Annotated in this window: 16 protein-coding genes; 9 read left to right on the top strand and 7 right to left on the bottom strand. The window is 47.7% G+C overall.

Translation table 11 applies throughout. The annotated features are described in order from the left end of the window. Positions 1 to 139 precede the first annotated feature (139 nt). Both rpoH and CWI78_RS05985 read left to right on the top strand, forming a co-directional pair. Positions 140 to 1,000 (top strand): RNA polymerase sigma factor RpoH, encoded by an 861-nt coding sequence (gene rpoH / locus CWI78_RS05990; protein WP_126781218.1) that lies wholly within the window; start codon positions 140 to 142, stop codon positions 998 to 1,000. After that, complete coding sequence (locus CWI78_RS05985; protein ID WP_126781216.1) at positions 1,001 to 1,258, top strand: YkgJ family cysteine cluster protein; 258 nt, start codon at positions 1,001 to 1,003, stop codon at positions 1,256 to 1,258. It begins immediately after the preceding gene. Here the strand turns inward: CWI78_RS05985 and CWI78_RS05980 are convergent. The 3 genes from CWI78_RS05980 to gpmI are packed head-to-tail and all read right to left on the bottom strand — an operon-like array spanning position 1,215 to position 4,660. Then, the gene (locus CWI78_RS05980; protein WP_126781214.1) at positions 1,215 to 1,976 is read right to left on the bottom strand and encodes a divergent polysaccharide deacetylase family protein; all 762 of its coding nucleotides are present in this window, start codon (positions 1,974 to 1,976) and stop codon (positions 1,215 to 1,217) included. The genes CWI78_RS05985 and CWI78_RS05980 overlap by 44 nt on opposite strands. Beyond that, the gene (locus CWI78_RS05975; protein WP_126781212.1) at positions 1,976 to 3,121 is read right to left on the bottom strand and encodes a murein hydrolase activator EnvC family protein; all 1,146 of its coding nucleotides are present in this window, start codon (positions 3,119 to 3,121) and stop codon (positions 1,976 to 1,978) included. Before CWI78_RS05975 ends, CWI78_RS05980 begins: the two co-directional genes overlap by 1 nt. Positions 3,122 to 3,124: 3 nt before the next feature. Beyond that, entirely contained in the window at positions 3,125 to 4,660 is a 1,536-nt protein-coding gene (gene gpmI / locus CWI78_RS05970) for a 2,3-bisphosphoglycerate-independent phosphoglycerate mutase (RefSeq protein WP_126781210.1), read from the bottom strand. A 165-nt stretch (positions 4,661 to 4,825) separates the two neighbouring features. Between gpmI and CWI78_RS05965 the strand changes: the two genes are divergently transcribed. Genes CWI78_RS05965 through gpsA form a run of 3 tightly spaced genes read left to right on the top strand, consistent with a single transcriptional unit; the run spans position 4,826 to position 6,815 of the window. Next, entirely contained in the window at positions 4,826 to 5,257 is a 432-nt protein-coding gene (locus CWI78_RS05965) for a rhodanese-like domain-containing protein (protein ID WP_126781208.1), read from the top strand. 41 nt (positions 5,258 to 5,298) lie between these two features. Next, the gene (secB, locus tag CWI78_RS05960; protein WP_126781206.1) at positions 5,299 to 5,802 is read left to right on the top strand and encodes a protein-export chaperone SecB; all 504 of its coding nucleotides are present in this window, start codon (positions 5,299 to 5,301) and stop codon (positions 5,800 to 5,802) included. 11 nt (positions 5,803 to 5,813) lie between these two features. Further along, a complete protein-coding gene (gene gpsA, locus CWI78_RS05955) occupies positions 5,814 to 6,815 on the top strand; it encodes an NAD(P)H-dependent glycerol-3-phosphate dehydrogenase (protein WP_126781204.1) in 1,002 nt (333 codons plus the stop codon). Positions 6,816 to 6,821: 6 nt separating this feature from the next. On the opposite strand, the gene slmA is transcribed toward gpsA, so the two are convergent. Genes slmA through coaBC form a run of 3 tightly spaced genes read right to left on the bottom strand, consistent with a single transcriptional unit; the run spans position 6,822 to position 9,170 of the window. Continuing rightward, the gene (gene slmA, locus CWI78_RS05950; protein ID WP_054490872.1) at positions 6,822 to 7,412 is read right to left on the bottom strand and encodes a nucleoid occlusion factor SlmA; all 591 of its coding nucleotides are present in this window, start codon (positions 7,410 to 7,412) and stop codon (positions 6,822 to 6,824) included. Positions 7,413 to 7,460: 48 nt separating this feature from the next. Next, on the bottom strand, positions 7,461 to 7,916 hold the full coding sequence (gene dut, locus CWI78_RS05945; RefSeq protein WP_126781202.1) for a dUTP diphosphatase: 456 nt from the start codon (positions 7,914 to 7,916) through the stop codon (positions 7,461 to 7,463). A gap of 33 nt (positions 7,917 to 7,949) precedes the next feature. Next, positions 7,950 to 9,170, bottom strand: coding sequence for a bifunctional phosphopantothenoylcysteine decarboxylase/phosphopantothenate--cysteine ligase CoaBC (gene coaBC, locus CWI78_RS05940; RefSeq protein ID WP_126781200.1), 1,221 nt, complete (start codon positions 9,168 to 9,170; stop codon positions 7,950 to 7,952). 98 nt (positions 9,171 to 9,268) lie between these two features. Here coaBC and radC point away from each other — a divergent pair, with 98 nt between their 5' ends. The 3 genes from radC to rpmG all read left to right on the top strand — a co-directional run bounded on the left by radC (position 9,269) and on the right by rpmG (position 10,529). Then, positions 9,269 to 9,943, top strand: a complete 675-nt coding sequence (radC, locus tag CWI78_RS05935; protein ID WP_126781198.1) for a RadC family protein — start codon at positions 9,269 to 9,271, stop codon at positions 9,941 to 9,943. Positions 9,944 to 10,125: 182 nt separating this feature from the next. Next, positions 10,126 to 10,362 carry a 50S ribosomal protein L28 gene (gene rpmB, locus CWI78_RS05930; RefSeq protein WP_126781196.1) on the top strand — a complete coding sequence of 79 codons (237 nt, stop codon included), beginning with the start codon at positions 10,126 to 10,128 and terminating at the stop codon, positions 10,360 to 10,362. 11 nt (positions 10,363 to 10,373) lie between these two features. After that, positions 10,374 to 10,529 (top strand): 50S ribosomal protein L33, encoded by a 156-nt coding sequence (rpmG, locus tag CWI78_RS05925; RefSeq protein ID WP_006953863.1) that lies wholly within the window; start codon positions 10,374 to 10,376, stop codon positions 10,527 to 10,529. 62 nt (positions 10,530 to 10,591) lie between these two features. On the opposite strand, the gene CWI78_RS05920 is transcribed toward rpmG, so the two are convergent. Next, a complete protein-coding gene (locus CWI78_RS05920) occupies positions 10,592 to 11,209 on the bottom strand; it encodes a 2OG-Fe(II) oxygenase (protein ID WP_126781194.1) in 618 nt (205 codons plus the stop codon). Between the two features lie 120 nt (positions 11,210 to 11,329). Between CWI78_RS05920 and CWI78_RS05915 the strand changes: the two genes are divergently transcribed. Next, entirely contained in the window at positions 11,330 to 11,836 is a 507-nt protein-coding gene (locus CWI78_RS05915) for a hypothetical protein (RefSeq protein WP_126781192.1), read from the top strand. Positions 11,837 to 11,846 lie beyond the last annotated feature (10 nt).

Below are 11,846 nucleotides of genomic sequence, written 5' to 3'. Positions count from 1 at the left end.
GGTTGCGAAAGCCATAGGCTTAGTTATACTAAATCACCTGATCTGAAACGATCACAATGGAACTTTTAGACTCAAAATGGGTCTTAGAAGCTGACTGAAAGGCAGTAGTTAAGTCGGTATTTTAAGTAGAGGTTGTTAAATGAGCACTGAATTAAACACCATGGCATTATCGGTTCCCCAAGGGGGAGGACTGGACGGGTATATTCAGTCAGTCAACCGTATTCCTATGCTCACCGCCGAAAAAGAGAAGGCGTTGGCAACAAGACTTTATGAGAACAGCGACCTGGATGCAGCAAAAGAACTGATCATGTCGCATCTCCGCTTTGTGGTGCATGTAGCCCGTAGTTATTCAGGCTATGGTTTACCGCAAGCCGATTTAATTCAGGAAGGCAACATTGGCCTGATGAAGGCCGTCAAACGATTTGATCCATCCGTTGGTGTTCGACTGGTGTCATTTGCTGTTCACTGGATTAAAGCAGAAATTCATGAATACGTGCTGCGTAACTGGCGCGTTGTTAAAGTGGCGACTACGAAAGCCCAACGCAAGTTGTTCTTTAACCTGCGTAAAATGAAAAAGCGTTTAGGTTGGTTTAGCCAGAAAGAAGTTGAAACTGTCGCCGATGAGCTGGGTGTCAGCACCAAAGAAGTGCTGGAAATGGAATCCCGTATGAGTGCTCATGATCAGGCGTTTGAATTGAGTTCTGACGATGATGATTCAAAAGAAGGCAGTGCGTATTCTCCCGCTATGTATCTGGAGGATAAGCGTTCAGACCTTGCATCGGAAATTGAAGCTGAAGACTACGAGAACCATACTCAGAAAAAACTGTTCAGTGCAATGGATCATCTGGACGAGCGCAGTCAGGATATCGTTCAGGCTCGTTGGTTGTCCGAAGATAAAACCACGCTGCATGACTTAGCAGCAAAATACGAAGTGTCGGCAGAGCGTGTTCGTCAATTAGAACAGAACGCAATGAAAAAGCTTCGTCTCGCAATGAGCTAAATGAAGTGCCGCATTGGTTGCGGTGCTTGCTGCATAGCTCCTTCCATTAGTTCTCCTATCCCCGGCATGCCCAACGGCAAGCCGGCGGGTGTGCGTTGTGTCCAGCTTGATGATGACAATTTGTGCCGCTTGTTTGGTAAACCAGAGCGGCCAAAAGTGTGCGGTGAGTTTTCAGCGGATAAAGACGTTTGCGGCGAAAGCCGGGGTGAAGCAATTATTTTGCTGACGTCACTGGAAAAAGATACCCATTCTGGTTAGTGACTTTCGTTAACTCGGATACAAACACCAGTTCAATTCCTTGCTTCTCTAACTCGGGTAATTGTTGCTGCAGAAAGCTTAATGTTTCTGGGTAGGGATGGCCAATACCGATGGCTTGGCCATGGCGTTTTGCCAGACGAAGCAGTTGCTCAAATTGCTGTTTCAAATAGTGCTCATCCACTTCATTATCAAGAAAAACATGGCGACGTGAGACTTTCACACCGAGTTTTCCGGCAATTTGTTCTGCGACGCTAAATTCTGACGTTCGGCTATCAATAAAGAAGAGTTTGCGAGCTGCCAGAGTTTCCATTACGGCCTGCATTGGCATGGGCAGTTGAGTTAGCTTACTGCCCATATGATTATTGACTCCGGCAACATAAGGAATGGAGTCCAGTGCGTTGACCAATTGCAGTTTAATTTGAGCGCTGCTCATATCGGCAGTGACGACTCCTGGTCCAGGTCGATCATTCTCAATGGCTTCCATCGGCATATGCAGAAGCACTTGCTTTTTCTGGTGATGAGCTCTTAGGGCAAAAGCACGAGCATAAGGCGTGTAAGGAAGAACCGCGAAACTGATATTACCCGGTAAAAGGGTCGCGTTTAAATCACTTCTATTATTGCCAATATCGTCTATGACAATAGCGACTTTATCTGCGTAGGCCGGGCCAGGACTCATCAGAAAAACCAGCAAACCCAGAGTTGTCAGAAACCTTAACATTAGCGTATCCAGTTGCTAGGATTTTGCGGACGCCCCTGGTGGCGTATTTCAAAGTACAGAGCGGCACTATTACGAGAACCAGACTGGCCCATTAGTGCAATTTCTTCATCTTTACGTACTTTATCACCAACCGCTTTAGTCAATGTCTGATTGTGCCCATATAAGCTCATATAGCTTTCGCCGTGGTCAATAACAATGACTAAACCAAAACCTCTTAGCCAGTCAGCATAAACCACACGGCCATTGGCAATAGAACGGACCGATTGTCCATTATTGCCTTCTATTAACACACCTTTCCAGTCAACCGGACCCTCGCGGCGTTGCCCGAATAAGCGCTTTACGTCACCGTCGCTTGGCCAGTTTAATTGATTTTTTACCGCTTGCAGACCAACCAGTTGAACATCTTTCTGCTGGGCTAACGCATTTTCAATGGCACGTAATACCTGCTCCAGTTGCTCGCGGCTTTGCTCCAGTTGATTAACCCGGGAGCGGTCTTTGCGTTGTTGCTGCTGTAGCTCGGCTAATTTATCTTCTTGCCGGTGTTGCTGTTGTTCAAGTTGAGCACGCTGTTTTTGCTGTTGTTCCTGAAGACTCGCTAACTGGCTTTGCTGTTGTTTCAGCTCTTCCGTTAAGGCAGTAATTTCCTTTTGTGTGCGCTGTATGACTTCAATTTCCTCAACTCTGGCGGTATTGAGGTATTGGTAATAACTTAGTGTTCTTTCAAATTGCCCGGGGTCTTGCTGATTTAACAGCATTTTCAGGAAGTCGTGGTTTCCGTTCATATAAGCGGAAACCAGCTGATCTTCCAACAGAGCCACTTGTTGCTTTTGTTTTTGTTGAAGTTCGTTTCGGCGCTGTTCTGAATCAGTAATTTCTTGATTAATCTGCTTAAGTTCGGTTTGAGTCTGGCGCAATGAACCAGCGATTTCTGCTGTTCTAATTTCCAAATCCCGCAGTTGCTGTTCAGTTGAATTCAGTGCGCTGCTGCGCTCTTCTATGGCTTTAATGCGTTCTGCTAACTCGTCATTAACCGCTTGAATTTCGGCCTCGGTCGAGGCTTTATCATCCTCACTATAGTCTTGTGCTAAGGTCGGGCTGGTGAGAAGCAGCCCGACCATAACGAAGAAAAACGCCTTTAGCGGCATGAGTTAATCTTGCTCCAGCGTCATAAGCGGCGTGCCAGTCATTTCATCCGGCTGTTCCATACCGATAAGGTGCAGTATGGTCGGTGCGACATCGGACAAACGTCCATTTTGGGCTTTGGCAGGGCGACCCACATAGATGAAAGGGACGAGTTCATTAGTATGAGCCGTGTGTGCCTGACCGGTCGAGGCATCACTCATTTGCTCAGCGTTACCGTGATCGGCCGTTATCAGACATTCACCGCCAACGGCCTCTAATGCTGAAACCACTCGTCCGACACTGTGGTCAACGGCTTCACAGGCTTTAACGGCGGCATCAAAGTTACCAGTGTGGCCCACCATGTCACCATTAGGATAGTTGCAGATAACCACATCAAAGGCTTGTGACTCAATCGCTTCAACTAACTCGTTTGTCAGTTGTTCTGAACTCATTTCCGGTTGCAGATCGTAAGTTTTTACCTTAGGCGAGGGGATAAGTACTCGTTTTTCTCCCTCAAATTCCTGTTCACGGCCACCGCTGAAGAAGAATGTGACGTGCGCGTACTTTTCTGTTTCGGAAATACGTAACTGTGTTTTGTTGTGCTTGGCCAGCCACTCACCCAGCACATTATTCAGTGGTTCTGGTGGAAAGGCACTGGGTGCTTTTAACGTATCCGCATATTGCGTCAGCATGACAAACTCACTGATGTCTGAGTGCGAACCACGGTCAAAGCCATCAAAATCATCATCGGTAAAGGCTTGAGTCATTTCTCGGGCACGGTCAGCACGGAAATTCATGAAAAACACTGAATCGCCGTCGGCAACAGGGGCAGGCTGTCCGATAACTACCGGTGTCACAAACTCGTCGGTTTCACCGCGTTCGTAAGCGTCTTCCAGTGCATCTGTTGCATTAGGTGAGGTAACACCAGAAAGGCCGTGATAAATCGCTTTGTAAGACTGCTCAATTCGCTCCCAGCGCTGATCCCGATCCATGGCGTAAAAGCGACCACTTAATGTGGCAAAACGGCCTTTACCCAAACGGGCGAATAGACCTTCAAACCGTTCAATAGAAGCTATTGCTGATTTAGGTGGTGTGTCGCGACCATCTAGAAAGGCGTGTAGGTAAACATCTTCTGCGCCTTGTTCGACAGCCATTTCAATCATGGCTATCAGGTGGTCTTCGTGACTGTGAACACCACCGGCAGACAGTAAACCCATAATATGCACGGCGCCTTTGGCCTTCTTTGCCTTCTTCAAGGCTTCGCAAAGCACCGGGTTACTGTAAAAGCTTCGGTCAGCGATGGCTTTACTGATACGGGTAAAGTCCTGATAGACAATTCGGCCGGCACCCAAATTAACATGGCCTACCTCGGAATTGCCCATTTGCCCATCGGGTAAACCAACGGCGGCACCTGAGCCGTCAACTAAGCAATGTGGGTATTGTTCCCATAAACGATCCATAACCGGTGTGTTCGCTCTTACAATCGCATTGTCGGGCGCATCTTCACGGTAACCCCAGCCGTCCAGAATCAACAGTACCAAAGGTTTTATCGTAGGAGTCATAATGGGCCTCATTGCTCGGTGTTTTCGATGATGAAATTAGTCAACATTCTACTCGATTTCCTGAGCTTACGCATCCATCCAAGATTTTTCTGGAAACTGCGATTCGTACAGGTATACTCTTGACCCGCAATCCTTTTCTGTTACCGACGAATACTGGTAGGTCTTATGCAAGAAATTTTTGAGTTTGTCAAAAGCAACCCGATGATGAGTGGCGTATGGGTCGTCCTTTTAATTGCACTGATTGTGACCTCTGTGCGCTCGGCCATGTCGCCGACTAAAAATTTAGAACCGCAAGAAGCGACAGTTTGGGTCAATCGCGGTAATGGGGTCTTTGTCGATATTCGTAGTAAGGATGAGTTTAAAAAGGGGCACATCCATGGTTCGGTATCATTACCGATGGAAAAAATTAAGCAAAAAGAACTTTCGTCTATTGAAAAGTTCAAAGAAGCCCCCATTGTGATAGTCTGTGCAACAGGAATGACGGCAAAATCGGCGGTCAGCCAGCTAACGGCTGAAGGCTTTAGTCAAGTGGCGGTGCTGCAAGGTGGTATCAACACATGGCGCAGCGCCAAATTGCCGGTTTCGCAGAAAAAATAAAAAAATTCGTCTAAAACTTAAAATGAATAGGAAGTAGAACCATGGCTGAAGAACAGCAAGCAAACGGCGCTGCCGCAGAGAACGAACAACAGCAAGTACAATTCGCAATTCAGCGCATTTACGCTAAAGATATTTCATTTGAAACGCCAAGCTCTCCGGCTATTTTCCGTAAGGAATGGAAGCCAGAATTAAAATTGGACCTGAACGTTAAACACGAAAAAATTGAAGATGGTGTTTACGAAGTGGTTCTGACTCTGACCGCAACGAACAAAGTTGAAGACGATGTCGCTTTCCTTTGTGAAGTGCACCAGGCTGGTATCTTCACTATTGGTGAAGAAGTTCAGGAAGGCCAATTGGCGCACATGCTGGGCTCATTCTGCCCGAACATTTTGTTCCCTTACGCTCGTGAGTGCGTTTCAAACCTAGTTAACCGTGCGACATTCCCGCAGTTGAACCTGTCTCCTGTAAACTTTGATGCTATTTTCCAGCGTCATATGCAGCAGCAAGCTGAACAGGCTCAAGGTCAACAAACTGCAGACGCGTAAGCGATACGATAATGCAGACACCTCAGGTGACAGTATTAGGGGCGGGCTCTTATGGGACCGCCCTTGCTATTTGTTTCGCCCGTAAAGGCATTGCGACCACATTGTGGGGGCGGGATGCTGACAAAGTGGCGATCATGCAAACGGCGCACGAGAATGAGCAATACCTACCGGCATGTCCGTTTCCTGAATCTTTAAAGGTCACAGCGGATCTAGCAGAAGCCCTGCAGGATGTGAAAAACGTTGTGGTGGTAGTTCCCAGTCACTCTTTTTCATCTATGCTGAAGCAGGCGAAACCTTTGTTGGCTGACCATGCTCGTGTTGCCTGGGCAACGAAAGGACTGGAGCCTGACAGTGGCCGTCTTTTGTATGAAGTGGCAGAAGAAATTCTCGGCGAAGAACATCCTTTAGCGGTGTTATCCGGTCCCACCTTTGCGATTGAAATGGCAAAAGGATTACCCACGGCAATTTCAATGTCCTCGACTGATCAAGCTTTTGTCGATGAGCTTTCTGAGCTTTTGCATTGTGACCGGTCTTTTCGTGTTTACACCAATAATGACTTTATTGGTGTGCAGCTGGGCGGGGTGGTAAAAAATGTGATAGCCATTGGTGCGGGTATGGCTGACGGTATTGGTTTTGGTGCTAACGCCCGAACTGCATTAATTACTCGCGGATTGGCCGAACTGACCCGGTTGGGTCTGACGTTAGGTGCGAAAAGCGATACCTTTACTGGTATGGCTGGCCTGGGTGATTTAATCCTCACTTGTACCGATAATCAGTCCCGTAATCGCCGTTTTGGTCTGGCTTTGGGCCAGGGGAAAGGGGTCGAGCAAGCACTGAAAAGTATTGGTCAAGCGGTCGAAGGTTATCGTAATACACGCGAAGTTGTTGCTTTAGCCCGGCGCTATCAGGTGGAAATGCCTATTTGTGAGCAGATATTTGCGGTCCTTTACGAAGGCAAAGAACCGCAGCAGGCTGCTATCGATTTATTAAGTCGTGAGCGTAAAACGGAGTGATCTGTTTTACGCACTAATTAATTGCTGTTCCATCACTTGCCATTGAGCCGACAAATGCTCTGTCGGCAAACGTTTGAAGTTAGAACGCACAAACTGACTGATTTTGCCATCGGCATAACTCAGTAACAGATTCGCCAACACGGCCTCATCGACGATAAAACGCTGTTGTTCACGCATGGCTTTTTCACGCAATACTTGCTTGATTGAGCTTTCTATACGGTTAAATAAATCTTCCATACGCCCACGCAAACGGTCGTGCTCACCCATTAATGCATCACCTGTCATAACACGGGTAATACCAGGATTACGCTCTGCAAAGGTGAGCAATAACTGCAAAATGGCATAGCAACGAGAGAGCGTATTTTTCTCCTCGTTCATGATCATATTAATGCGGGTTAGCAGGGTGTCTTCAACAAATTCAATTAGCCCTTCAAACATGCGAGCTTTCGAAGGAAAGTGGCGGTATAAAGCCGCTTCTGAAACGCCTAAATTGGCTGCCAGTTTTGCTGTTGTAATACGCTGGCCCGGGCTGGTCTCCAACATTGCCGCCAAAGCCTGTAAAATTTCCTCACGACGGTTACGTTTTTGTTCTGCCATGCTAGTAACTTTCCTTATTTGAGAAGCAGGAATTGTAAGTGGTCGGAGTTACGAACGACCCGAGTGACCAAAACCACCTTCACCACGGTCAGTCTCGTGGAACTCATCAACAATTGACATGTTCGCCTGCACAACAGGCAGAATGACTAATTGTGCTATACGATCGCCCGGCTCGATGGTGTAAGCTTTGTCGCTGCGGTTCCAGCAGGACACTTTAAGTTCACCCTGGTAGTCAGAGTCGATAAGCCCAACTAAATTACCCAATACCAGACCGTGTTTATGGCCTAAACCCGAGCGAGGTAAAATGGTTGCCGCATAATTTGGGTCGCCAATGTACATCGCAATACCGGTGCCTATTAACTGAGTTTGTCCCGGCTTAATGGTTAATGGTTGATCCAGGCACGCGCGCAGATCCATTCCGGCCGAGCCCTGTGTGGCGTATTCAGGAAGCGGAATAGACTGGCCAATGCGGTCATCTAAAATTTTTACTTCGACTTGCGTCATGGAGTTCTCACTTTCTTATTAATTAGCCCTGAATTAAGGAGCTGTATTACTAAAATAACGTTTGGCTATCGCGTCGATAATGGCACTAGCCATATCATGCTTGCTCATTGTTGGAAGTGACTGCTCACTGTCCTTACTCAAAATAATTGCGTTATTGCTGTCGCTGTTAAAACCCAGTCCAACCTGACTGACGTCGTTAGCGACTATCATTTGTAGCTGCTTTCGTTCCAGCTTGCGCAGCGCGTTGCCCTTTAAGTTTTCAGTTTCGGCCGCAAATCCAACAGTAAAAGGTGGTTTTTCAGAGCTGGCTACCTGCTGCAGAATGTCCGGGTTTTGCACCAGCTTAAGTTGCGGTGGCTGGTCGCTCTGCTCTTTTTTAATTTTCTGCTGCGCAATTTCAGCGACACGGTAGTCCGATACGGCGGCACAGCCAATAAACACGTCGCAGTGTTCCAGTTGTTGCTGCACGGCATTGAGCATTTGCTCAGCGGTCTCTACATCAACACGGTGAACCCCGGCGGGCGTCGGCAATTGCGTTGGCCCGGAAACCAAAATGACTTTGGCACCCGCACGGGCCGCAGTTTCCGCCAGGGCATACCCCATTTTTCCCGAGCTGTGATTACTGATGTAACGCACCGGGTCGATGGCTTCGCGGGTCGGTCCTGCGGTAATAACAAAGGTTTTACTTTGCCATTGCTGCTTAACTTTAGGTGCTTTTTCTATTAACGCTTGTACTATTTCTGTCGGGTCGCTCATGCGACCATAGCCCACGTCGCCACAAGCTTGCTCGCCGCTACCAGGGCCTATCATCTGCACGCCGCGGTTTAGCAGGGTTTCGATATTTGCCTTTACGGCCGTTGCAGCCCACATTTGCTGGTTCATTGCCGGCGCAATAGCAAGCGGTGCTTTGCTGGCCAGAACTAATGTGCTCAGCAAGTCATCGGCAAAACCTTGAGCGATACGGGCGATGGTATTGGCCGTTGCCGGGGCAATAACAATTTGGTCAGCCCAGCGGGCCAGTTCTATATGGCCCATAGCGGCTTCCGCTGTGGGATCTAACAAGTCATCACTGACCGTAAAGCCCGATACGGCCTGTAAGCTAAGTGGGGTAACAAAGGCCTTGGCACTGTCGGTCATTACCACACGAACTTCTGCGCCTTGCTCACGCAAACGACGGACTAAGTCAGGTGCTTTATAGGCGGCAATACCACCAGTAATACCTAAAAGTATGTGTTTGTTCTGCAACTGTGCCATGCGAACCCCTTTGTGTTAATTCTTGTAAAGATAACATGAGACCCCGTAACAGGGTAGATGGTCGTTATACTTCTCTCTTTAGAATTAAGGAGAGAGCAATGAGCGTCAAGGAGTGGCCCGTTTCGGAACGACCCAGAGAAAAACTGCAAACTCAGGGGGCAGAATACCTGAGTGACGCTGAGTTATTAGCCATTTTACTCGGTAGTGGTAGCCAGGGACAGGATGTTGTAAGTTTCGCCCGGCGTCTGCTCAGCAACTTCGGTGGAATTGGCGCCTTATTAACAGCGACTCAGGAGCAATTACTTGCCTGCAGTGGTATTGGACCTGCCAGAGTGAATCAACTGCAGGTAGTGATGGAACTGTCACGACGCTACCTGAAATGGCAACTGGAGCGCTCGGACGGTTTCACTGAACCATCGATGGTCAAAGACTATTTAATCGCTCAGCTGCGCCATCAGGGGCGCGAAGTCTTCGCTATTCTCCTGTTAGACAGTCAGCATCGGCTGTTACGTTATGAGGAATTGTTTCAGGGCACCATTAACGCCGCGCCTGTTTATCCGCGCGAAGTTATTAAATTGGTGATGCAGTACAATGCGGCGGCGGTGATTCTGGCACATAATCACCCATCGGGCGTGGCAGAGCCCAGCCAGGCTGACCAACGGGTTACTGAACGGGTCAAAAAAGCCCTGACATTAATTGATGTAGCGCTGTTGGATCATTTCGTTGTGGGCGCAGGCGATCCAATTTCTTTCGCAGAGCGCGGATTGTTGTAGTTTTGTACTGGCGGTTTGGTTAAAAATCACGTAAAATCCGCACCGAACGATCGATAAGGATCAAATTTCCGTCGTATTAGCTTGATTAGAAGGGCAGTTTGCTGTATAAAATGCGCCCTCGGATTTATAGGCAAGGTCACGTTGGGCGACAGGCGAGCTTGCAGCAATTTTGGAGTAGAGACATGTCACAAGTATGCCAAATTACAGGTAAGCGTCCGGTAGTCGGTAACAACCGCTCGCACGCACGCAATGCGACTAAACGTCGCTTCCTGCCGAACCTACAATCGCACCGCTTTTGGGTAGAAAGCGAGAAGCGTTGGGTTAAGTTACGCATTTCTACTAAAGGTATGCGTATCATTGATAAAAACGGTATCGATACGGTATTAGCGGATCTCCGCGGCCGTGGTGTTAAGGTTTAAGGAACTAAATTATGCGCGATAAGATTCGTTTAGTGTCATCTGCTGGTACAGGTTATTTCTATACCACAGACAAAAACAAACGCACCATGCCAGAAAAAATGGAGATCAAAAAATTCGATCCAGTGGTTCGTAAGCACGTGATCTTCAAAGAAGCTAAAATCAAGTAATTGGTTTAAAGCTTACAAAAAACCCAGCTTCGGCTGGGTTTTTTATTGGCTGGTATTTGAGCTTAGCGCGGCGGATCGATAATGCCCGAGACGCTGGCATTAATGCGGAACCAGCCAGTAATGCTAAAGCGGTCACGCTCGGAGCGCAGTACTTCATGGACAAAGCGGTCGCTTAAAAACACCACCAGGCGTCCTTGTTTTGGCAAAACAGTTTCAAGCGCCTGACCCTTGTCACCATAAATAACCAGCTGCCCACCATCGCTGTCCTGCCATTCCGGATTGAGATAAAACACTGTGGTCAACACGCGGTTACTTCGACCTTTAAACGCATCCAGATGCTTTTTGTAGAAAGCGCCTTTGGGGTAATGCGCCAGATGGCATTCGTAATCGAACAGGCCAAGAAACAACTCGCGGTTAAATTCATGGCGTAATTGTTCCATAATGGCTAAGTAATCTTTGTGACGGGGTTCTTCCTGAGTCAGCCAGTAAATGCGATCATTGCGCACCATAGTATTAATGGTTTGGTTTTGCTGACGTCCAATTCCCGCCAGGTTCCAATGTTGTGCCGGTAATTGCTGAGCGTAATGGTACAGTGCCTGAGAACGTTCCGGCTGGAGAAAATCATCGATAATGCAGTAGCCCTTATCGGCGACTTTGTCGATAATATCAGATAGCACCATAATGCAATAAAGCCCCGTATTTTGTTGTCGCGCGAGAATATAGGGTATTCTGGTTACAAGCAACAAGGGATACAGCAACAAGAAAATTATTCGATACGTTAGCACAAAGAGCACAAGCCAATGAAAGTGAATGAAAAGCGAAAAATATTTGGGTTGACCATGACCCGCAGAGCGTGGAATAACGTTCTGGTCTACGCCATACTGATAATTATGGTGGTGTTCTGGTATGTTGCTCCACCGGTTAAAGAAGAAACAGAAAGCGGCATTGCGGAAGAGCCTGTATCGGGCAACGTGATTGGTCTTATTCCCGATGATGGCAACCTGAAGTCAATACAAATTGACCAACTGACGTTGGCACTGAAAGATCAGCAATGGCGGTGTCAGGCGCCTTGTCGTTTGTCGGAAAAAGCTGTTCAAAGTGTTGCCGGAAATTGGCTGGCATTAACCATGGAACCAACCAATCAGGCGGCGGAAAACTTAATCACGGAAGTTTACTTTCGTTTTGCCGGGGGCGAGGAAGCACGTGTTGAGCTTTATGCTGAACCCGAACTGATGATCCGTCTGCCGAATCAGCAGCAAAATTATAAAGTCAAAGAATTCACCGCCAGCCAGTTACTGGGTCATTAAGGAAGCCTGA

The sequence above is a fragment of the Idiomarina ramblicola genome (genome assembly GCF_003987255.1).
Classification (GTDB): Bacteria; Pseudomonadota; Gammaproteobacteria; order Enterobacterales; family Alteromonadaceae; genus Idiomarina; species Idiomarina ramblicola.
This window is presented reverse-complemented; position numbering and strand designations above follow the sequence as displayed.